Below are 20877 nucleotides of genomic sequence, written 5' to 3'. Positions count from 1 at the left end.
CGGCTTGGAGTTCAGGTTATGAACACCACTCGCTTATCACCAACTCGTTATCGACTATGGCTACTGGGACTGGCTTTGCTTGTGCTATGTCGCCTTGTACATGCACAAGAGCAGGTTGGGCCCTGTCCACCGGGCATGAGTGAATACCCTGGCGCTAACGGCATTCCCTCATGTGGCGCCCAAGTGCAACAACGCCCTGTTATCTGGGCATCCCGCTGGGGCGCCATCGCATGGGACTACACGCGGGGGGCGGTGGGTGGATCGATCAACCAACCCAGCAAGGCCGCTGCCGAGCAAGCTGCCATTGCCAACTGCCGGTCGAATGACGGTGGCCCCGATTGCAAAACTGACTTCGTCTACCATGATCAATGCGTGGCATTAGTTACTAGTGCCCATACGCATACAGAAGCCAGTGGTTACCCACTTAAGGTGGCAATCAATAATGCGTTGAAAATTTGCACTTCTGCGGGACATGCCGACTGTACGGTCGACTACACCTCCTGCGTCGCCCCCGTTCGGGTCCAGTAATACTCATTTTTCATGGAGGAATCATCATGTCCAGGAACCTGCTTAAAACCCTCGTGTTTGCCGGCCTGTTGACGGTCAGCGCTGGATCTGTCGCCCAGGGCTATTACGAATTCATTCCTTACTACGGCAACGACCCGTTCCTCTTCTGTACGTTCGGCGTGCCATCCGATTGCTGGTATCCGATCAACCCAGCGACCGGCAGTTTCGGCATCATCAGCCAATACTGCTTCAACCCCGTCTCTGCGGCCCAATACGCCCGTGTCTGTCCCCATGCATTTATGAGTGTGGTCCTGAGCATGCGCCATGACTTACCGCACCATCACTCATTCCGCTCAGCCATGTACGCCAGCATCGATCCCTTACGACGCAGGGACGTCCAGGGCTTACGCCAAGTGCTTAGTGCCGCCGAATAGATTCGATCCTTCCACCTGGTACCGCATACCATGAAAAAAATTCTCCTGACGCCCCGACATTCTGTTGTCTTGATAGCGTTGTGTGCCTTGGCAATAGGCAACACATGCTCAGCAAAGCAGCATGATCTCGTTCCTCCTCCTGACAAACCTGCGACTCGTGCGAGCGAGCCAATACAAGCCTGCCACCGAAAAGTTATCGAAAATGATCTAAAGCCTTTCGTGGGCAAAGATTGTCTGCTCGACGTCAAGCGAGGTGACCTGACGGGAAACGGCAGTATGGACGCCCTGCTTGTGCTGGATAGCCCATCCGTCGCAAGCACGGCACTTGGACAAGGTCCAACCAGAACCATCGTGTTGCTGGTGCGTGGCACCGATGGCCGACTGCATGAAGCTTCACGGAATAGCATGCTTGTCCCGTGTGCACACTGTGGCGGCCTCTATGGAGACCCATACAGTTACACGCAGGCAGGCATCGGAAAGTTCACCGTTGTTACCGAGGGTGGATCGCGCGACCACTGGTCCAATAAATACACGTTCATTTACTCAAAGAAGCAACATACATGGTTGCTTGAAAAGTTCATTTCAAAAGCACGTGATCAACTCACTGGAAAGTCCAAGTCCATCGACCTGACCGCCAAAAAGTTCGGCCAAATCGATTTCAGCAAGACTGACCCCCAGGATCTCCCCAAGGCTGAGCTCCCATAGTTTATCCGCGCGCCGATAACCGGATCGAAATAGCTGCAATTGTTAACCAACAAGGAGCGCCATCATGCCCATGGAACGCGAAATTCAGTTGCTGCAATCCGCCTATCAGGCAGGCGTCACCTCCCCCAAGGAGCTCGCAAACTTCATGGCTCAGGTCAATGTCGAGTCTGGGCATCTCGAAAAACTTGAAGAGAGCTTCTGCTATACGCATGGCACCGCTCAGATTCCGTCGGAATATGCCCATCGACATGGGGACGCTACATTGGAGGCTGCCCGTATCGCAGCAATCAAGGGTCACCCTGAGGAACTGGCCGAGTTGATGTATGGAGGCCGCATGGGTAACAACCTCCCGTGGGATGGCTATAAATATCGCGGTCGCGGCTATATCCAGCTTACGGGCAAAGACAACTACACGGCTGCCGGTCAAGCGTTGGGCTTGGACCTGGTCCATGATCCCGACATGGCCGCGAAGCCTGAGAACGCCGAAAGGATCGCCGTATGGATCTGGCAGAGCCAGGTACCAACAAGCGCCAGGGACGATGTGACGAAAGCCACCCTGGCTATCAACGGTGGTTACAACGGTCTCAAGGAACGAAGGACACAGTTCTCCGAATGGGAGCGCGCACTGACCCCTGACGTCATGGAGCAGCTCAAGCACGGACAACAACCGGAACTACCCGCCCAGCTATCTGGCACACACTCAATACATCGCAATTCAAACAAGCCCCTTCTTCATGAAGGTGCCCGCAACAAGGCCGCGAAAGCCCTGCAAGTTGAACTCGCTACGCTCGGCTACACCGACAACCAGGGCCATCCCCTCAAAGCCGATGGCGATTTCGGCCCCGCCACCCGGCTTGCCGTGGAACACTTCCAACACGATCACCAGCTGACCGTGGACGGCAAGGTCGGCCTCCGAACGCAACAGGCCTTGCACGCGGCACTGAAGGAGCGCGACTCAGCCCTCTCCCTGATTGACGCACACCATCCTGATCACGGTTTGTTCGAACAGGCCCTGGCCGGCGTACGCCGGCTTGATGGGGAGCAAGGGCGTGCAACCGATGGGCACAGTTTGAATCTGGCTGCCGCCCTCACCGTCGAGGCAAAGCGCGAGGGCTTGCATCGCATCGACCAGGTGATCCTCAACAACGACGCCAGCCGTACATTTGCCATCCAGTATCCGAACTCACTGATCGAGACACGCAAGGTCGCCACGGTCGACACCATGACCGCCGTGCAGACGCCGATGGCACAGAGTGCTTCCATGGCGGCGGCAGTTCCATCAGTACAGCCGTCCCTGACTGGATCGGTACCCGCACAACAAATGCCTGCGAAAGCACACCACATCGACCATTGACAACGAACCAGGTGCCAGAGATACGGCACCGTTTCGCGACGGACAGCGCCAACGAAGCAGGGAGATATGAACCATGGACGATATCCACGATTCGCAACGTCATCTCCTACCATGGATGTTCGTCTTTGCATGGCTCTTAACCATGCCTGGTACCGCCAAGGCGTTGGAACACTGCCCGTCAGGCACATACCTCGCCACACCACTTGGCGCACCGGTGACCTACTGCGCGCCGACCCCACATGATCGGCAAGGTAAAGGGGTTGCTCCTCAGCCCGGAGCAAGCCATTGGGGGGCTATTGCCGTTGACGACGGCAATCCCGTCGATATTGGTTCATCCGCCGGGCTATCGACGAAACAGCAGGCAAAACGCGCCGCCCTGGCCGATTGCAACGCCAAGGCAGGAAAGGCCTGCAAGGTCGAGATAGCCTACGGAGACGGCTGTGCTGCACTCGTTCAAAGTAACGACGGCCATCTTCTGGCCAGTGCTGATGTGACGCGTACGCACGCCACGCAATCGGGCATGAAAGCCTGCGCTGATGCCGGGCATCCACCGTGTCGGGTCATCTACGCCGCGTGCAGTCCGGCCCGGTCGCAAGCCGACTCGAAGTAGTACCCGGGATGACGGCATGATCGTTTCAACGGCTCAGGCCCAGCACCATTCCAACCACTACAGCTCGCGTACGACGCGGAACCCTACCCGCCCGCTGCGAACATCCGAGTCGGCGCCCTGCCGGTACGACGAGCGCACCTGAGCCGGGGAACTACCCCACGAGCCGCCACGTATGACGTGGGCCGTGCAGCCGGGGTTGATCCAGGCGCTGCCGTTGTTTGGGGCGCGGATGTAGTTGTCGTGCCAGCAATCGGCGACCCATTCCGAGACGTTGCCGTCCATGTCGTAGAGGCCGAACGGATTGGGCTTGAAGCTCATGACCGGGGCCGGTCCCCAGTAACCGTCGCGATAGCCGTGGAAGGCGTGGCTCCAGCGGCGGCCGTTGCTGGAGCGGTCCAGGCTGCCGGTGATGTTTTCCACTTTTTCGGTGGGCGTACCGTCGCCCCACCAGTAACGGGTGGTGGTGCCGGCGCGCAGGGCGTATTCGAATTCGGCTTCGCTGGGCAGGCGGTAGGTTTTGCCGGTGCGCCGGCTGAGCCATGCGACGTAGGCTTCGGCGTCGTTCCAGGAAATGTTGACTACCGGCAGATTGCCGTCGGCCGGGCGGCCTTCGTAGTTGTCCTGCCAGGTGGCGTTGGAGTCGTCGCGCATGGTGCCGCTGCGGGCGTCGTAGACGCTGGCGCCGCCCAGCCGCACGGAGTCGGGAACGTAGCCGCTTGCCTTCACGAACTGGCGGAACTGCGCCACCGTGATCGCACTGCGCGACATGGCGAAGCCCTTGGTAATGGTGACTTCGTGCTGCGGTGTCTCGGCGTCGTTTTTGCCGTTGTTGTTGCTCGAAGCCCCCATCGTGAAGCTGCCGGTGGGCACGACCACCATGGCCGGCGAATGTCCGGGCAGGTCCACGTAGCGGTCGGTGAACACTTCGCCGGGTTTGTGGCTGGCGTAGAGGCGTGCGTTGACGATGCCTTCTTCGATGGCCTGCACGCCTGTCGGGTCGGTGCCGATGGCTTGGGCCTGGTCGGCCAGTTGCTTGGCCAGGGTCAGGTTGCCGGCGTCGAGTGCGGAACGTGCCTGTGCCAGCACACCGTCGACGCGCTGCTTGCGGATGCCGTCGACCTGTCCACGCACGCTTTGCAGTTGCGGCGAGTCAGGCTGGATCGCCTGCGCTTCGTTCAACGCCTTGTCGGCGCCGATGAAGTCGTTTTGCGCCACTGCGGCCAGCGCCCGGTTGAGCACGGCTCGCTGGACCTGCAGGATGCCCTGCGCCGCCACCGCGTTGTCGGGATCAAGCTGCTGCACTTGCCGGTAGAGATCCAGCGCGCTGGCGCCTTTGGGCAGGTCGGCCTTGCCCTGGGCGAGCAGCCCCGCGGCCTTGGCCAGGATCGGCCGCACCGTCTGCAGCGTTTTCAGGTTGGCCGCCAGGACCTGTACGTCGTCGTGGGTGCCCGGCAGCTGTTTCAGGCCCGCCAGCAGGTTGCCCGCGGAGTCCGCGTCGCCCATGGCGATGTCCTGGCCGATGGTGGCGATCAGGTTGGAGCGGACATCGTCCAGACCTTCGGCAGCAGCACGGCTGTCGGACTTCAGTTTCAGCGCCTTGGCGTAGAGGATGCCGGCACTGTTGTCGTCACCGGCAAGGTCGCCGTCCTTCATGGCCTGGTCGGCACGCGCCAGCAGGGCCTTGACGGCGGGCGGGTCGGCGGTGAGCTGCTTGGGCAGTGCCGCCTCCTGCTTGCGCAGCCGCGCGGCGATCACCGCCGTGGGGGCCAGGGTCAGCGGCGGCCCGGCGGTCAACTCGCGCTGCGCGGCCGTCATCATCGCCGGCGCCGTCTTGGCCGGCCCGGACGTTGGGCCGGACGGCATGACGATGGCGTTCTGGCGGGGCCGCTGCTGGTCCGGATTGACGTGGAACAAACGCGGGAAGAAGTGGTAAGCCAGCGCAAAGGCCAGCACCATTATCCCCATACCGCCACCGAGTGCGCGCTGGCGATTGACGGATTGCTTGCTCGGCATGGTTGGGGGTTCCGGGGGCGGCCTGCTATGGTGCGGCGCCTACCTTATGGCACAGCGGAAGGCGTAGCAATGCCGTCCCGCTACATTCGCACCAAGGAAACGCATGTCCCTCGACGCCCCCGCCGCTGACTGGATCGACCAACGCAGCGCACTCGAAAGCTGGCTGGCCGAATTGCCGGCCGATGCCACACCCGGGCTCGATACCGAGTTCATGCGACGGAATACCTTCCATCCCCAACTGGCCCTGCTGCAACTGGGCTGGAACGGGCGTTATGCACTGGTGGACCCGCTGGCGTTCGACATCGGCGACGCCCTGCAGCCCCGCCTGGGCAACGACGGCCGGACCGTGGTGATGCACAGCGCCGGCGAGGACCTGGAAACACTGGCGCCGTTCCTGCCCGAAGGCCCCGGCACGCTGTTCGACACCCAGATCGCCGCCGCCTTTGCCGGTATGGGTCTTGGCGTGAGCTATCGCGCGCTGGTCGCCGAACTGGCCGGCGCCGAACTGGACAAGGGCGAAACCCGTTCGGACTGGATGCAGCGCCCGCTGACCGAATCGCAGCGTGTCTACGCGACCCTGGATGTGGTGTATCTCGATACGCTGCACGCACAACTGGCCGAACGCCTGCACCAGCGCGGCCGCAGCGCCTGGCATGCCGAGGACTGCGAACGCCTGAAGCAGCGCGCCAGTCAGCGTGACGGCGACCCGCAGCCCCAACGCGGCTTCCGTGGCGCCGCCGAATGGCCGCGCGAACAGCAGGCCCTGCTGCGCCGCCTGCTGCTGTGGCGCGACCGCGCGGCCCGTACGCTCGACTGCCCCCGCCCCTGGCTACTGGACGACACCCTGGCCATGAGTCTGGCGCAACAGCCCCCAACGCGACACGGCGAACTCGATCAGCGCACACGCGGCCAGCGCGCACTGCGGTCGGCGCAGCGCGCGCAGGTATTCGAATTGTTGGCCAGTCCGGCAACCGACGAGGAAATCGCGCAAACCACCGCCATTCCGAATTTTCCCCAGGGCGAGACCAAGAAAGCACTCGGCGCGATGAAACAGCTTATCGACCAACGCGCCGCCGAACTCGATCTGCCACCCGGCCTGCTGTGCCCGCGCAAGGTGCTGGAGGAATACGTGGTTACGACGGAATGGCCCGAGTTCCTTGAAGGCTGGCGGCGCGAGGTGCTGCAGGACGCATTGGCGGCACTGCTGCCCGGCTAGACACTTCGGGCGACGCCATTGGCAGACACTCGTAAACGGCCTTCACCATGTCGCGGCCACAGGCCGAGCAAAGCGGATCGTGAAGCGCCCCGCTGCTTGCGGGTCAACCTCCCCAGGGTATTGGCGTAACCCTGAGCCGCTGCTATCATGCGCAGCTCGCGTGGGGCGGTAGCTCAGCTGGGAGAGCGTCGCGTTCGCAATGCGAAGGTCGGGAGTTCGATCCTCCTCCGCTCCACCAAAATCAAGCACTTACAGAAAGGCCGAGGATGCGAACCCTCGGCCTTTTTGCTTTCCGTGTCCCCGATTTGTCCCATGGTGTTACCCAGTGTTACGGGGCGTCTCACTCGGGTTGTCCCGTCATTGTCCCAGATGCCACGTGTCCCCCAAGTGGCACCCGATCACCTCGATCGGTGCGGAAGTGGCCATGCTGCGCACCTTCGCCACGTGGCTTCCGCCGGACACCGTGCTCGTCAGCTAAAAGGGCAAGTGCTACGACGCCCCGCTGCTGGCCACCCGCTACCGAATGGCTCGGCTTGATAATCCGGTCGCTAGGCTCGGGCATCTCAACCTGCTGTACCCCGTACGCCGGCACTGGAAAGGCGCATGGGCGAACTGCCGCCTGGCAACCGCCGAGCGCGATCGGCCATGAACATCAGGCGCGTCCTAGCGCACAACCGGCACAACCTGAAGGCTTGGCCTGTGTGTCGCTTCATCTGTCGAGATGTTTTAATCCACGCGCCCGCGTGGGGCGCGACTGAATCATATTCACACCATTCTTCATCTCCATCAGTTTCAATCCACGCGCCCACGTGAGGTGTGAGGCGCGACGCGCATAAGCGTCGTAGTAGTAAACCCATTGGAGGTTTCAATCCACACGCCCACGTGGGGCACGACTTGTTCAGGTTGCCGTTGTTGCCGTTGACCTGGAAGTTTCAATCCACGCGCCCACGTGGGGCGCGACCGCTTTGGCAGATCGAATGCACGGCCAAGAGCAAGTTTCAATCCACGTTGCGTACACCGATGGAGTTGATCAGTAGCACCAATCGATCATGATCAGTGCACCGGCATGATGATCAGCATGAGACCACCGGCTGGAATCGGCCGCCAGGAGCCGTCATTCACAAGCGAGCACAGGCTTGCTCATGAGTCCATTCTCTCAAGAGTTGAAGTACCCACCGAAACCGAGTCAGTTCAAAAGTCCATTGTTGTGATAAGGATAGTGCCATCTTCCTGAAACTGGTTGCTGCGAATTTTTTGTTCAGCCTTCTCCTCAAATTCCGCCCGGTGAGCTTTGAACGCGGGAAGGCCGTCGGCGCCGGCACTGAAGTAATCTTGGAGTGCCTCAATGGAGACCTTGCAGATTACTTTCGCGCCATCAACCTCTGCAGGAAAAATGACATCGAATGATGACCGCGTCTCGACGGCTGGAAACTTTATGTCCATTACACTCCTTTGCTGATTGAGTTGTTGTACGGCGAAAGCTAAATTTGAATTCCACGATGCTCGAATGATTCAAGAAGATCTTCTCTGTTCGTTTGACTTAGCTCATCTAGGGACTGCCTCACTAAAATAGGGTAGCTATCTGGATTGGGGGCATCAGGATAGTGACTACCGTATTTCGCGAGAATCTTGCTACCCAATGGTGGCTCAGGAGCATGCCCGGTGCGTCCATACGAGACCATGTTCTGCACTCTTAGACTCTGTACGACGAGCTCCTGCAATTTTTTTTGTTTGGATAGCCACATTTCAGCCTCGCCATCAATCTCGCGAAGATTGAGCTTTGCCAGATGCGAATCGTCTGGCTCGCGTGCAAAAAGGTAATTGGCTTTCGCTGCAGCAACAGCAATCAGTCTGTCTTTCTCTTCTTCGCTGGTCGCAGCGTATGCTCCCTCGGCTTCACCTATGGCAATGCACGTAACAAACTGTGCGGCGACGACCAAGGCATCCATTCTATCCATCAAGCGCCTTTCTCGATGTCCGAACACGTCTCCTCCCAATAACCATCAGTTATCGACTAATCTACCCCCTGAGCACAACCAAGCGCTTTATCAAAAACACTTAACGCGTCAAAGCGAACGGTGCTGACGAGGATCTGCACCTGATCATACTGGCAGTGGACTGGTCATCGGCGATTGGTCGTGTGATGCATTCGATCCGGTACACGCACACGTGGGGCGCGACCGGCAGGTACACGCAATCTGCGTTCCGTCATTGATGTTTCAATCCACGCGCCCACGTGGGGCGCGACATTAGGCAGCGCGCCTGAATGCCCTGGTAAGGTTTCAATCCACGCGCCCACGTGGGGCGCGACTACCCTATCGCGATCAAGAGTACGTGCCGCTGGCGGTTTCAATCCACGCGCCCACGTGGGGCGCGACCCGAGCCGGCGAGATTGCTGCGCTGACGTGGCCGTTTCAATCCACGCGCCCACGTGGGGCGCGACGCCCGCATCCTGTGCCGCCTCGGGCTGCACGACTGGTTTCAATCCACGCGCCCACGTGGGGCGCGACATGGACATGCTCAACAAGATGACCATCGAGAAACAGTTTCAATCCACGCGCCCACGTGGGGCGCGACACGTCTTGCCGCGTAGGGCCTAGGTGGATACCCCGGTTTCAATCCACGCGCCCACGTGGGGCGCGACGATGCTGGGCACCGCCATCGGTCGCGTGTGCGAGGTTTCAATCCACGCGCCCACGTGGGGCGCGACAGCAGGATGGCGGACCGGCGCATGGTCTGTGGCAGTTTCAATCCACGCGCCCACGTGGGGCGCGACCACTTCCAGACGCCACTGATGGAGCCCGGCGAGAAGTTTCAATCCACGCGCCCACGTGGGGCGCGACGCGCGTACCTCAAGAGCATCGGCGCAGACGAAAAGTTTCAATCCACGCGCCCACGTGGGGCGCGACCACTGATCGAGGTGAATTCCGGGTATCGCGCCAGGTTTCAATCCACGCGCCCACGTGGGGCGCGACGGCGTTCCTTCCGGCTCCGGCGGGGCGCCCTCCAAGTTTCAATCCACGCGCCCACGTGGGGCGCGACCTTGGGTGGAAGTTGGAACATAATTGGACGGCATGTTTCAATCCACGCGCCCACGTGGGGCGCGACCGCATGTCGTAGCGGATTGCCCCGTGCTGCGCGCAGTTTCAATCCACGCGCCCACGTGGGGCGCGACTTCGCGGGGTTCGCCCGAAGCAGTTGATGGACAAGTTTCAATCCACGCGCCCACGTGGGGCGCGACTCTTGGCGAGGGTGAAGGACGAGGCCATGGCTAGTTTCAATCCACGCGCCCACGTGGGGCGCGACGATCCAACCGAGATCGCGTCGGCACGCGATTGGGGTTTCAATCCACGCGCCCACGTGGGGCGCGACGTCAGTAACCATCTGGCCATCCGGGGAGAGTTCGTTTCAATCCACGCGCCCACGTGGGGCGCGACCAGTGATTTATGTCGTGTCGCTGCTGTGATCTGCGTTTCAATCCACGCGCCCACGTGGGGCGCGACGTGAGCACGCAGCTGCTGAAGACCGCGCTGCTCGAGTTTCAATCCACGCGCCCACGTGGGGCGCGACGCCCTGGTCGGGGCTGGATCGACCCGGTGGACGAGTTTCAATCCACGCGCCCACGTGGGGCGCGACAGGTCATCCACCGCATCCCGCAGGCAGCTGACGAGTTTCAATCCACGCGCCCACGTGGGGCGCGACTCGGAATGCGCCAGTTCGTGAAGCCGCCGAGCGAGTTTCAATCCACGCGCCCACGTGGGGCGCGACGCGCGTTCTCTCGGTAGGCAATACCGCTTGAAAGTTTCAATCCACGCGCCCACGTGGGGCGCGACTTCCGGCGCACGTCTGCATCCAGCAGTGAGGTGAGTTTCAATCCACGCGCCCACGTGGGGCGCGACGGGAGGGGTGATGGATGACCGACGAACTGCGGGCGTTTCAATCCACGCGCCCACGTGGGGCGCGACCTGGGGGTTCGAGTCGTGAAGTGGCTACCGATTGGTTTCAATCCACGCGCCCACGTGGGGCGCGACCATTGCTTGAAGTAACAGGAATTAGCGACGAAAGAGTTTCAATCCACGCGCCCACGTGGGGCGCGACCGCATGAAATCAAGCCTCCAGGCGCATTCATGTGGTTTCAATCCACGCGCCCACGTGGGGCGCGACCTGGACGAGGCGGATTGCCTGCGCGGATTCGGTGGTTTCAATCCACGCGCCCACGTGGGGCGCGACCGCGTCATTCTAACCACTTGTGTGATTTGCCAAAAAAACTGAAATTCGGCGAAGGCCGCCTGAAGCGAGGGTGGATGCTTCACCGCTCACTGTGAGTCTCCGGGCTTGTAGCTGACCAATCAATGGATTGTGCTTATCGCGAACCGCTCGGGGATTTGGCCGTCGCTTTGGGTCCGCGGTGGCTAAAGAACCAAGGGTGCATTGAGGTCGAGTGCGGGTTTTGCGCCAAGGTGCTCTACCTTGCCATGCCATTTGAGCCCGAGATAGTAGAAGCGAAGGCTATCGACTTCCGGCTGCATCAGGTCGATAAGCTTCTGCTTGATTTCGACCCAGCGAGCAGTATCCACTTCCAACTCAAACACTGAGAACTGAACGCGCTGTCCATAGTCTCGGCATATCTTGGCAATTCGCCGCAAGCGCTTCGCGCCTCCGGGGCTAGTGATACTGACATCGTAGGTGACGAGGATCAGCATAGTGTGGCTTCACTTCCAAAGGAATGGAGGGTAAGCGTCAAGATCGCCGCGAAGATGCCGGGCGAGAAGTTGTGCCTGAAGATAAGGAAACAGGCCGATGGCAATCTTTTCGCCTAGGAAGGCATGTTGCAATTCTTCGCGTTTGCGCTCTTGGTAGGCAACTAACACAGTTTTCCGAGCATCGTCTTTCAGCAGCACCGCACCGTTTTCCATCTGACGAAAGTCGTGCTCATTGAGTTGTTTGCGGTTGATCAGTGACAGGGCGAGGCGCTCGCCGAGCAAGGGCCGGAATTCCTCAGCCAGATCAAGAGCGAGGCTGGGGCGGCCTGGTCGGTCCCGATGCAGAAAGCCGACGGCAGGATCCAGGCCAACGGTTTCCAGAGCAGATCGGCAATCGTGCGTCAGCAGCGTGTAAATGAACGAAAGCAACGCATTGAACGCGTCACGAGGCGGCCGCCGATTGCGACCACCGAAGTGCAGCATAGGTGAGTCAGCGCGGATCAGCTGATTGAATACGCCGAAGTAGGCTTGGGCGGCCTCACCTTCCAGTCCGCGTAATACATCGACATCCACGTCGATCAGCATTCGCTGTGGAATACGCTTGAGCCGCTTGAGTGCGTGCTGAAACGCCTCCGTGTCGGTCAACTTGTCACTGTGGTCCCTCCAGCCACGGGCGAGCACCGCACGTTGGTTATGAATCTTGCCGACCAGCAGATGGCGAACCACTTTGGCGCAGCGCATCGGATCGTCACTGCATCGGTACTGCTCGCGCCGCAGTAGGACGTTGCCCGAGACAGGCCCCTCCACGCGAGCGAGAAATTTTCCGTGGCCAGTCAAATAGCAAATGCTGATGCCTTGCTCGGAGCAGAAACCCATCAGCTGCGGTGATACAGCGACGCGACCGATGCACACCAGGCTTTCCAACATGTGCACCGGCAGGCGGGCACGGATCACCTTCTCCACCTCCATGACGATGTTGGCCCCGTCTTTATGCAGCCACGCACCTTCGGTGGTGATGTACAAGGTATTGAGCTGGCGCCGCATTCAACCCTCCAGCTGGCTTCGCAGCCAGTGTTCGACGTCGCAAGCTCGGTTCAGCAGGCGTGGCTGGCATAAGTCGATAAGAGAGCAGGCGTCACAACGCTTTGGCTCGTAGTGTGCCAAAGGCGTCCTCCCCGAGAGGATCATCTCGCGCGTGGCGGTGATGATCTGGCGTGTGAGTGCGCGTAGCTCGTTGTTGAAAGCGACATCTTTCCGCCGGCGTGTCTGACCGTAGAAGAGCGCCCCCGTCATGACGGATTGGCCCAGCATGGATTCTAGGCATAGCGCCTGGGCACAAAGCTGGACCTCGTCCGCGCGGTGGGATTTGGGGCGTCCTCGCTTGTACTCCACAGGAAAGGCTTGCTCGGCGTCGACCCCGCGATGGAACTCCACGACATCGGCCACACCTGTGATTCCAAGTTGCAGGTCGAGCAAGGGCATTGCAGTAACGGTGCGAATTCCATTTCGCCGTTCGGACTGCGGTTGGTCAGCGCGTTTATGCAGAAGGTGTCCTTCGGCTGTCTGCCGATTCTCGGCCCATTGCCGCTCGATATGGATTAGCGCGCATTGGCGCGGGCAGTAGAGGTAGTGCTGGAGGGCGGAAATGGGAATCAGGTCCTCGTCGTCCATTGCTCCGCCCTCGGTCGCTGGTTAGAACATCTCGGTGAGGGTGACGCCTGCCGGCATCGACTCCCGGTCGACGCTGACGCGATAGTCGGCGAAGTTGCGTGCAGGCGTGTCGACCTGTCCATCCACGCGTTCGACTTTGATCTTTTCGAACAAGTGGTGGGCCGGTGCGTTACCCATCGGATGGTCGTGCTTGAACACGATCAGTTTGCGCGCGGCCATTTCACCACGCGCGGCGGAGCGGTCATGTTCAAACATATTGGTCAGTGCGCGCCACAGCAGCGCAAGATCGTCTTCGGAGAAGCCGGTACGCTCGGCCAGTTTGGCCGAAATGAAGCCGTGAACACGGTACAAGCCGTAGGGGAGAACGTGCTTGCGTCCCATCGTGCGCTCCTTCTCCAGGTCCCTTTCGTTGGTGACCGCCACGCGGGTGATGGAAACCTCCAGGGGCACCACAGGGTCAATGGAGCTGGCGAAGGCAATCTGCACTGGGCCACGGACCTGGCCTGCATTGACCTCGGTGGTCATCACGGCACCGAAGGTGCGCACGTCGAAGAAGTTCTTGCACATCCAGGCGGTGAGCTCCCGCGCTTTGGCCTCGTCCTTGGGCAGCTTCTTCGCTTCAGGCTCGATACCAAGTGCCGCATAAGCCTGCTTGTGCTGGTTGTTCAGCACTGACTTCTCCTGCATGTAGATCGTGTAGCCGGGCTCACCTTCCTTTTCCAGCGCGGTGTAGTTGCGGATCTTGCGTTTAAGGGCGACGTCGGTGACCAGGCCCTGGTTGGTTTCCGGGTCCAGCCGCGGCAGGTTGCCTGCATCAGGGTCGCCATTGGGATTGCCGTTGGTAACGTCAAACAGGTAGACAAATTCATAACGGTTGGCAATGGCGCTCATGCGTCCTCTCCTTCGGAATTGAGGTCGGTGTTGTCGGCACGGCTGAAACGTGCCTGGGTCTGGTGGTAGTAGCCGATGGCGAAATGTCCCTGTGCTTCGATGCGCAGGCTTTTTGGAAAGGTCGGCCCCAGTTGGTCGATGATTCCGCAAACTTCCTTTTCCAGATTCACGGCGAATCCGGGCTTGTCCTTGCGCAAGCGGCTGAGATGGTGCTGGGCGCTGCGCAGCAGCACTGGAAACACGCTGGCCGGCGTCGCCGATGCCGCGCCGTAGTAGCGGTCGCGGATGGTGGCGTTGATTTGCTTGCCCAGTGCGGCGCGCTGCACGTTTTCCAGCGTGGAGAACAGTCGCCCCAGCAGGTAGCCGGGCTCGGTATTGGTCGGATCGAGGCTCACGGGTGGTTCCCCCTTGGTGATGTCCTTGTTGCCCAGCCGCTGCTCGCGCGCCAGGACTCCCTTGCACAAAGCCACACGCGTTCCGCTGATGTCGCCGTCGGCGCGAAACCGTATGATGATGTTGCTGAGCAGGCTGCGCGGGTAGCGACGACCGGTCAGGATGGCCCGGGTCAGTTCGCCGGCTAGTTGTGGCGGAACGTCTTCGCTCTTGGACTTGGCGCCTTCACGGTGCGGCACGGTGGCGAGAAGCAGCTTCCAGACGGCCGGGGGCGTGCGCCACGGCGATGGCTCCAGTCTCAGGTCATCGAAATGCCAGCGCAGCCGCTGGGCAAAGGTCGCCAGTGTCTGGGTTTCCCAGAAACGAATTGACAGGCGCGAGGCGTTGGGTGCGAGGCCCAGCACGAAGATGCGTGTGCCGTCGTCCAAATGGCCCTCCAGATCTTGCAACGGCAAGCCTTGGTGCACTTGTTCAAGCACATCGCGTACTTGCTTGATGGCACGTTCGTCGTCATCCCTGGGATCGAAGAAGGCTGCCAGCAGGCTTTCCGTTTCTGCTACCGCTCGCGGGTCGGGCGCTTCGGCCCAGAACACCACGCTAGCGTCGCCGATGCGCAACTGCTGCCGACTCTCTCGCCGCAGGAGATGGTTGAGTACGGTGGTGTATGCGAAAGCAGCGTGCTCGGAGATAGGTGCATTCTCTCCCTGCTGCTTGCCATACGATGCGAACGATTCAAGATTGAACGAGACAATGGACGCGCCTGAACTCTGTGCGCCGATGACACCTTTGATAGCAGGATGCAGGCGTGCAAGCGGGGCCAACTCACCAGTCACCAAACAAATTCCCTCTCGATTGTTGGTGACGTTTCCTAAGCGGCGTGACCAGGCAGCCTGCGCGGCCGGACGCTCATGCAAGTAGCGCGGCTCATCGCCCAGGCGGAACACCACGTTGGTATCCAGCATTTCTTCACCATGACGGGTGAACGCCGGCTCTTGCTGGAATCGATCGGAATGCCAATGCTCCAGGAACAGCAACAATGCTTTCAGCCCGGGATCCTGCTCATTTGCCAAGGCGTCATGATGGAGTGCCTTGAACGCGGCATGCTCCTGCTCGCTGCGCTTACTGCTGGCGCTGACGCCAAGCACGTAACTGGTTTTGTCCCAGAGAAAGCAGGAAGCGACATTAACGGAACGCTTGGGCGCCTGCGGCACACCCATATTGCGGGGCATCGGCTTCTTGCCACTGGTGTCTCGGATGTCGAGTACATCGATGACCTCGCCGTTCTCTTCCAGCATGATGACGTAGCTGATCTTCCCCTGGCTGTAGCCAGGAGGAGAGATTTTCGTGCTGTCGTCTTCCAGTAAACGCTGGTAATAATCGTTGAGCGCGCTCAGGATCACGACCTGACCTCCCCGTCGCTCACTGGCGGAACGGCGATCAGCCCATCAACCATGCGTGCACGAAAGAAGTACGGGGTCATGTCGCTGGCGAAGTCGATATCGTGCAGCATCCAGCCCAGATCGCGTTCGCCGTGCAGCGATTCGTGGGGGGGGGGAGTTTCGCGGCCATACTCCAGCAGCTCGAAGCTGGCCGGGAACTCGCGCGTGCCCAAACAGGGCGCCTGGAAGCATTGTCCCTTGCGGGCGCGGCGGTTGAAGATATCCAGATGCTTGCCGATGTTGTCCTCGGCGCCGGCCTTGTCGGTCAGTTCGAAGTGCGCGCCGATTACATAGGCCACGTCACGCAGCAAGGTAGTGGCGCGTTGCTGGCGATCGTCCTCAACATAATTCACCAAGGCATCGGTGCGGCCTGCTTTGATCGCCTTACCGACGCTGGCGGCGGACAACTTGCCGCCGACTTCATTGCGCCGGATGGATTCGAAGCGGATCGGCTTGAGCACCTGGATGCTGTCCACCACCCAGCGGATCGCCGGTTTCCAGTGAATGGCTTCCAGAATGCCGCGTGCGGCCGACGGCGTGATGACGTCGTAGGACACTCTCTCGACCTTCATCTCTGGCCGGGTAAACAGCGCCCTTTCTCCATGGATATGCAGTCTGACACCGTATGCCATATCTACTCCCCTGTGTTTTTTTCATCCTTACGCGTCTAAATCTCATAGCGTGAGACATCCAATCACACCACGAGACTGTCCGCTTCTAGGAACTGTGGATCGTTCCAGTGCAACCCGAACCGCTCGTCATACAAACGCGGATTGACCAACTGCACGAACTGCTCGCCATAGCGATCCGGCACAACCGGCTGGATGGCACTCGCCCGCCAGAGTGCGTCGTAGGCCGGATGAGGCAACTGCACGATGTAAGGCTGGAGCTGGCGGGCGATGCCACCGCAGCCCTCGGCAAACTCCAGCCTCGTGAGTGCGTCACGCGCCAACTCGTCCCATGGCACGATTACCGGTCGCATCGCAGTCTCGATCAGCCGAAACTTTTCGGCCAAGGTCTCGAACGGCAAGCTGTCCTCACGGCAGCCCTTCAGCATGCCAAGTACATCATGGACATCAAGCTCCTGGGCTCCCTTCTGCCAGTACAGCTCATGGAAGTACGCCTGGACTGCCTCGGGCGCCAGCAGGTCTTCGCGGTGACCTGGCTCGACTGTGCGAAAGGCCTGGGCAAACTGTTTCAGTTCCGTGGGTGGTGCCCAGTCCGGGTTGGCCGTGGCAAACACCAGCACTTCGCTGTCTTCGTGGTGGCGACGCCCTTCGCGGTTGCAACGTCCGGCAGCCTGCGCGATGGAATCCAGCCCGGCCTCGGCACGTAGAACGGTCGGCAAGTCGATATCAACCCCGGCCTCGATAAGACTGGTGCTGACCAGTCGGCACGGCAGACCATTCTTCAAACGCCGCCGGATATCCGTCAGGACGGCGCTGCGATGCTTGGCGCACATCAATGTGGTCAAGTGACGCGCACCGGACTGATCAGCAATGGAGTCGAACAGCGCACGTGCGTGGCGACGATTGTTGACGATGCACAGCACTTGCTCACGCCGACGCATATGTTGGGAAAGTTCCTCGTCATCCAGCACGCCCACGTGTCGTACATTCACGCGCCGTAACTGCCGATAAAGCCTAGGCGGATCAGGTGCCAGCTCGCGGACGCCTTTCAACCCATCGAGAAAGCCTTCTTCTGCATTCAGCGCGGGCTGGGTAGCAGTGCACAGCACGATGCTGGTGCGGTAGTTGAATGCCAGTTCGTCCAGCAGGGTTACGCAGGGGCGCAACAACTTCAGCGGCAAGGTCTGGGCTTCATCCATGATCACCACGCTGCTCGCAATGTTGTGCAATTTGCGGCAGCGCGAGGGACGATCGGCGAACAGACTTTCAAAGAACTGCACGGCAGTGGTGACAACAACTGGCGCGTCCCAGTTTTCCATCGCCAACTTTCGCTTGTCCTTCGACTCCGGAGAAGAATGCGGGTCGTCGAAGAACGCGCTGTGGTGTTCCAGAACCGCCGTCTCACCAAGATCGCCGAAGGCTTCCCTGAATACCAGTGCGCTCTGCTCGACAATGCTGGTGAAAGGAATGACGAAGATCACCCTGCGTAAGCCGTGTGCGATGGCATGGTCCAGTGCAAAGGCGAGTGAGGCGAGGGTCTTGCCGCCGCCGGTGGGTACCGTCAGCGAAAAAAGCCCTGGCTCAAGTACTGACTGCTTTCGTACATGGGCCAGGATGCCTGCACGCAGGCAATTGACGTCAGTGTCTGCCTGAAACGTCGCCAATCGGGCATCGAGGCGTGAGCGCAGTTCTTTCAGGTCAGGCGGATCCTTTTTCTTTCGGGGCGAGCGGCCCTCGATTCGACGATAAAACTCATCGGTGTCGATGAAGTCGGCATCCACCAGGCAGGAGAACAGCATCCGGGCGAGCAAGGTGAGCTGGAAGGCGCCACGGTCCCTACGCGGTCGGAAACCCGAAGGCAGGCCTAATTCCGAGACATCCGGCAGAGATAGTTCCTGTTCCCATGCTGGTAGCAGGTCTGGAAGAGAACTATCCAGCCGATCCCGCAATGAAGTGCGCGACTTGCCACCTTTCCCGTTAGCCAGCCCTGCGTGATGGCCGGCGATACCATAGGCCAACAAGTGGCCAAGGGACGGGCCATATCGATTCAATGCAATTCGTGCGCCCCATGTCGCGTGATCCACCTTGGACGATTTTCCTTCCAGACGCAGCTGGAATCGCTCCGTGTATTTGCCGAGGTCATGCAGTTGCCCGGTCGGCTGAGCCAACATTTGAGCGCCGAATGTCGTGGCGAACTCAGCGGCCAGATTCCCTACAGTAGTTAGGTGCTCATGAAGCGGCTGCCAGTCGGCCTTGTCTGTACGTTTTGTCGAGTGCGCATAGAAATCCATATTCCCCCCGGTAACGTCCTTCAATCAATTCTACCCAACAATGCCACCGGCACTTTGGCCTGATGATGCATATCACGGTATCACCGGCTGAGACTCTCCTTGAGTTATCGTCCAAACTGGTGTGCCAGAATGAAGGTTAAGTTGAGAAGGCGGTAGCGGGTAGCTAAGAATGTTGCTTGTCGAACGTCGCGGGACCGGACGGCAAGAACCGCGTGATCGCATTCACGCCGAGAGATCACCAGCCAATGTTCGTGGCCTGTCTCTGGTCGCACTGGACCGATCCCACTGGCAAAGAGCCTGACCTCGACAGCTTCGCTGCGATCACAGACGAACCAGAGCCAGAGGTTGCCGCAGCCGGCCATGACCGGACGATCATCAACATCAAGCCCGAGCACGTGCATGCCTGGCTTCGTCCTGATCCCAAGAACCTCCCTGCCCTGTACGCCATCTTCGACGATAAGCGGCATCCGTACTATGAGGCAGAGATTGCCGCTTGATCGCCGGCTAACCTGGGCCCTTGCGGCAATAGGACCTGGAAGGCCTAGTGGCCGCTGCCCCATGAACGCGGAGCACTGCAAGAGACCGGGGGACGTCGTGGCTTGCCCAGCTCGATACGCGCGCGACGTTACCAGCCGCCTCCTGCCGTTACATTGTGCTCAAGTTTGTCCGATCGGCGCCGATATGCGTTACATGAGCTACGAGCTTCAAGGGAACGAATGGACAACAGGTCTCTGGCGAGGCCTTTGTCGCGAGTACGCGTTCTTCGAGAAGATGTTCACGATCGTACCTCCTCTAACCTTTCTCGTTCTCATGCTTGCGCTGTGGAATCATCCGGGCCCTCACGGATTTGGCTCCATCTACGATCTGACCGTTGTGTTTTGGCAGCTCCGCCTACTATTTCTGGCATGCGTTGTTGGCATGTATTTGCTCGGGTCTGCATTCAATATTCAATTCGTCAAACAGAGTCTCATTCTTTCGACCGCCGCTCCCGAAGTCGCAAGCAATCCACCCTATCGGACCGATCGCGAAAAGCGGCCTCCTCGCGCCTGAGCGTGCGCTTCGCGACGCGTGACGCGGCTTTCAGGTCGCGCCGTGCTCGCCGTCGCCTAGGCGTTCACGCACTCCGCCCTTCACAACGCGACCTCGACCTCTTTGAGAGATCGAGACGATGTCTATCACCCGTTCGTTGCAAGTCCCCGTCCTCGCAGTAACCCCTGCCGATGCGCTAGTGATCGCTGGTCTGGCCAACCCACGTACGGCAGCTTCCAAAGCACGCACACGAATCTGTCGTGGCACGTATCCATACCCTTTGACTCCAGCCCCTGGTGGCGGAGCACGAAAATACGTCGTGCTGATTAGGGATATCCAGGTAGCCCTAGGTTTGAGCGAGAGCAATGTTCCCGCCATGCCCATCGATCTCGTTGAACCTTCCAAACGGAGACGTGGACGTCCTCGCCTTTCCAAGAGCGCACGCCCAGGGGTGCGCAAATGAGCGCGCCGTCGGAACCAAACGTGAGGCGTCAACAGAAGACGGCCGTGAGCCCTGCTGCCTCTGAAAGGCGGCACACCCGCGGCGAGCGTAGCTCGACGAGTGCGATCGCCGACCAGGGACTAATAGAAATCGTGTACGACGATGGCGATCCAGCCGGTAAGACTACCTGCGACAACCGAGACATTTGGGAAGATCGTGAGGACAGCACTGGAAAGCGCCTCACACTCAAACCAAGAACGCTTGGCGTCTGGGTGGCCATGGTATCGCTCCGCCAGAGAAAGGCGGATTGGTCCTTCAACGTCACGGATCTTCAGAAGCGGCTGAAAATGAGTCGGGGAACGCTTCAAAAGACTCTGAATGAGCTTGAAGCCAAGGGTCGCCTTGAGCGCATACACGCTAGGAAGCCAAACGGAACCTATGGACCACCACACTGGGTACTTCATCACGGTGGTCGTCGCGATTTGCCTCCTTCCAAGCTATCAACACATGAGACGCCAGTGCACGCCGCTGCCGAGAGATTAGGTGACGT

At 60.0% G+C, this 20877-nt stretch carries 18 protein-coding genes, 1 tRNA gene, 1 pseudogene and 1 CRISPR repeat array; of the genes and pseudogenes, 9 read left to right on the top strand and 11 right to left on the bottom strand.

Annotation, left to right across the window (positions count from 1 at the left end):
* The first annotated feature begins 18 nt into the window (after window positions 1-18).
* From RA164_RS16575 to RA164_RS07355, 5 genes are all read left to right on the top strand, one after another.
* A complete protein-coding gene (locus RA164_RS16575) occupies window positions 19-528 on the top strand; it encodes a DUF4189 domain-containing protein (RefSeq protein ID WP_412731074.1) in 510 nt (169 codons plus the stop codon).
* A 26-nt stretch (window positions 529-554) separates the two neighbouring features.
* A complete protein-coding gene (locus RA164_RS07370; RefSeq protein WP_329743303.1) occupies window positions 555-941 on the top strand; it encodes a hypothetical protein in 387 nt (128 codons plus the stop codon).
* A gap of 30 nt (window positions 942-971) precedes the next feature.
* Window positions 972-1646 (top strand): hypothetical protein, encoded by a 675-nt coding sequence (locus RA164_RS07365; RefSeq protein ID WP_329743302.1) that lies wholly within the window; start codon window positions 972-974, stop codon window positions 1644-1646.
* A gap of 64 nt (window positions 1647-1710) precedes the next feature.
* The gene (locus RA164_RS07360) at window positions 1711-3000 is read left to right on the top strand and encodes an XVIPCD domain-containing protein (RefSeq protein WP_329743301.1); all 1290 of its coding nucleotides are present in this window, start codon (window positions 1711-1713) and stop codon (window positions 2998-3000) included.
* A 73-nt stretch (window positions 3001-3073) separates the two neighbouring features.
* Window positions 3074-3610, top strand: a complete 537-nt coding sequence (locus tag RA164_RS07355) for a DUF4189 domain-containing protein (protein WP_329743300.1) — start codon at window positions 3074-3076, stop codon at window positions 3608-3610.
* A 57-nt stretch (window positions 3611-3667) separates the two neighbouring features.
* Here RA164_RS07355 and RA164_RS07350 read toward each other — a convergent pair whose 3' ends face one another.
* Window positions 3668-5623 carry an SUMF1/EgtB/PvdO family nonheme iron enzyme gene (locus RA164_RS07350; protein ID WP_329743299.1) on the bottom strand — a complete coding sequence of 652 codons (1956 nt, stop codon included), beginning with the start codon at window positions 5621-5623 and terminating at the stop codon, window positions 3668-3670.
* Between the two features lie 103 nt (window positions 5624-5726).
* Here RA164_RS07350 and RA164_RS07345 point away from each other — a divergent pair, with 103 nt between their 5' ends.
* Both RA164_RS07345 and RA164_RS07340 read left to right on the top strand, forming a co-directional pair.
* Window positions 5727-6839 carry a ribonuclease D gene (locus tag RA164_RS07345; protein ID WP_329743298.1) on the top strand — a complete coding sequence of 371 codons (1113 nt, stop codon included), beginning with the start codon at window positions 5727-5729 and terminating at the stop codon, window positions 6837-6839.
* A 162-nt stretch (window positions 6840-7001) separates the two neighbouring features.
* Window positions 7002-7077, top strand: a tRNA-Ala gene (locus RA164_RS07340).
* A 953-nt stretch (window positions 7078-8030) separates the two neighbouring features.
* Here RA164_RS07340 and RA164_RS07335 read toward each other — a convergent pair.
* The 9 genes from RA164_RS07335 to RA164_RS07295 all read right to left on the bottom strand — a co-directional run bounded on the left by RA164_RS07335 (window position 8031) and on the right by RA164_RS07295 (window position 18856).
* Window positions 8031-8282, bottom strand: a complete 252-nt coding sequence (locus tag RA164_RS07335; protein ID WP_329743297.1) for a DUF1488 family protein — start codon at window positions 8280-8282, stop codon at window positions 8031-8033.
* 38 nt (window positions 8283-8320) lie between these two features.
* A complete protein-coding gene (locus RA164_RS07330) occupies window positions 8321-8788 on the bottom strand; it encodes a hypothetical protein (RefSeq protein ID WP_329743296.1) in 468 nt (155 codons plus the stop codon).
* Between the two features lie 267 nt (window positions 8789-9055).
* Window positions 9056-11069: a CRISPR direct-repeat array (repeat unit 32 nt; unit sequence GTTTCAATCCACGCGCCCACGTGGGGCGCGAC).
* A gap of 182 nt (window positions 11070-11251) precedes the next feature.
* Entirely contained in the window at window positions 11252-11542 is a 291-nt protein-coding gene (cas2, locus tag RA164_RS07325; protein WP_329743295.1) for a CRISPR-associated endonuclease Cas2, read from the bottom strand.
* A gap of 9 nt (window positions 11543-11551) precedes the next feature.
* On the bottom strand, window positions 11552-12586 hold the full coding sequence (cas1c, locus tag RA164_RS07320) for a type I-C CRISPR-associated endonuclease Cas1c (RefSeq protein WP_329743294.1): 1035 nt from the start codon (window positions 12584-12586) through the stop codon (window positions 11552-11554).
* Window positions 12587-13213: a CRISPR-associated protein Cas4 gene (gene cas4 / locus RA164_RS07315; protein WP_329743293.1), complete on the bottom strand. Its 627-nt coding sequence runs from the start codon at window positions 13211-13213 to the stop codon at window positions 12587-12589. It lies immediately after the preceding gene.
* Window positions 13214-13234: 21 nt separating this feature from the next.
* A complete protein-coding gene (cas7c, locus tag RA164_RS07310; protein ID WP_329743292.1) occupies window positions 13235-14104 on the bottom strand; it encodes a type I-C CRISPR-associated protein Cas7/Csd2 in 870 nt (289 codons plus the stop codon).
* On the bottom strand, window positions 14101-15897 hold the full coding sequence (gene cas8c, locus RA164_RS07305) for a type I-C CRISPR-associated protein Cas8c/Csd1 (RefSeq protein ID WP_329743291.1): 1797 nt from the start codon (window positions 15895-15897) through the stop codon (window positions 14101-14103). The genes cas7c and cas8c overlap by 4 nt, the downstream gene beginning before the upstream one ends.
* A complete protein-coding gene (gene cas5c / locus RA164_RS07300) occupies window positions 15894-16568 on the bottom strand; it encodes a type I-C CRISPR-associated protein Cas5c (protein WP_329743290.1) in 675 nt (224 codons plus the stop codon). The genes cas8c and cas5c overlap by 4 nt, the downstream gene beginning before the upstream one ends.
* A 62-nt stretch (window positions 16569-16630) precedes the next feature.
* The gene (locus tag RA164_RS07295; RefSeq protein ID WP_329743289.1) at window positions 16631-18856 is read right to left on the bottom strand and encodes a CRISPR-associated endonuclease Cas3''; all 2226 of its coding nucleotides are present in this window, start codon (window positions 18854-18856) and stop codon (window positions 16631-16633) included.
* Between the two features lie 182 nt (window positions 18857-19038).
* On the opposite strand from RA164_RS07295, the pseudogene RA164_RS07290 reads away from it, so the two are divergent.
* Window positions 19039-19353, top strand: a pseudogene (locus tag RA164_RS07290) (SOS response-associated peptidase family protein); the annotation flags it as partial.
* A gap of 193 nt (window positions 19354-19546) precedes the next feature.
* Window positions 19547-19906: a hypothetical protein gene (locus tag RA164_RS07285; RefSeq protein WP_329743288.1), complete on the top strand. Its 360-nt coding sequence runs from the start codon at window positions 19547-19549 to the stop codon at window positions 19904-19906.
* A gap of 561 nt (window positions 19907-20467) precedes the next feature.
* Here RA164_RS07285 and RA164_RS07280 read toward each other — a convergent pair.
* Window positions 20468-20743, bottom strand: coding sequence for a hypothetical protein (locus tag RA164_RS07280; RefSeq protein WP_329743287.1), 276 nt, complete (start codon window positions 20741-20743; stop codon window positions 20468-20470).
* Between the last annotated feature and the right edge of the window lie 134 nt (window positions 20744-20877).

The sequence above is a fragment of the Dyella sp. A6 genome (genome assembly GCF_036320485.1).
In the GTDB taxonomy this organism is placed as follows: domain Bacteria; phylum Pseudomonadota; class Gammaproteobacteria; order Xanthomonadales; family Rhodanobacteraceae; genus Rhodanobacter_A; species Rhodanobacter_A aluminiiresistens.
The sequence above is the reverse complement of the archived record's forward strand: the minus strand, read 5'-3'. Positions and strand labels throughout refer to the sequence as shown.

Excerpts from the sequence above, each read along its gene's own strand:
- RA164_RS16575 (WP_412731074.1), top strand. The coding sequence starts at position 19 with ATGAACACCACTCGCTTATCACCAACTCGTTATCGACTATGGCTACTG.
- RA164_RS07370 (WP_329743303.1), top strand. The coding sequence starts at position 555 with ATGTCCAGGAACCTGCTTAAAACCCTCGTGTTTGCCGGCCTGTTGACG.
- RA164_RS07365 (WP_329743302.1), top strand. The coding sequence starts at position 972 with ATGAAAAAAATTCTCCTGACGCCCCGACATTCTGTTGTCTTGATAGCG.
- RA164_RS07360 (WP_329743301.1), top strand. The coding sequence starts at position 1,711 with ATGCCCATGGAACGCGAAATTCAGTTGCTGCAATCCGCCTATCAGGCA.
- RA164_RS07355 (WP_329743300.1), top strand. The coding sequence starts at position 3,074 with ATGGACGATATCCACGATTCGCAACGTCATCTCCTACCATGGATGTTC.
- RA164_RS07350 (WP_329743299.1), bottom strand. The coding sequence starts at position 5,623 with ATGCCGAGCAAGCAATCCGTCAATCGCCAGCGCGCACTCGGTGGCGGT.
- RA164_RS07345 (WP_329743298.1), top strand. The coding sequence starts at position 5,727 with ATGTCCCTCGACGCCCCCGCCGCTGACTGGATCGACCAACGCAGCGCA.
- RA164_RS07335 (WP_329743297.1), bottom strand. The coding sequence starts at position 8,282 with ATGGACATAAAGTTTCCAGCCGTCGAGACGCGGTCATCATTCGATGTC.
- RA164_RS07330 (WP_329743296.1), bottom strand. The coding sequence starts at position 8,788 with ATGGATGCCTTGGTCGTCGCCGCACAGTTTGTTACGTGCATTGCCATA.
- cas2 (WP_329743295.1), bottom strand. The coding sequence starts at position 11,542 with ATGCTGATCCTCGTCACCTACGATGTCAGTATCACTAGCCCCGGAGGC.
- cas1c (WP_329743294.1), bottom strand. The coding sequence starts at position 12,586 with ATGCGGCGCCAGCTCAATACCTTGTACATCACCACCGAAGGTGCGTGG.
- cas4 (WP_329743293.1), bottom strand. The coding sequence starts at position 13,213 with ATGGACGACGAGGACCTGATTCCCATTTCCGCCCTCCAGCACTACCTC.
- cas7c (WP_329743292.1), bottom strand. The coding sequence starts at position 14,104 with ATGAGCGCCATTGCCAACCGTTATGAATTTGTCTACCTGTTTGACGTT.
- cas5c (WP_329743290.1), bottom strand. The coding sequence starts at position 16,568 with ATGGCATACGGTGTCAGACTGCATATCCATGGAGAAAGGGCGCTGTTT.
- RA164_RS07295 (WP_329743289.1), bottom strand. The coding sequence starts at position 18,856 with ATGGATTTCTATGCGCACTCGACAAAACGTACAGACAAGGCCGACTGG.
- RA164_RS07285 (WP_329743288.1), top strand. The coding sequence starts at position 19,547 with ATGAGCTACGAGCTTCAAGGGAACGAATGGACAACAGGTCTCTGGCGA.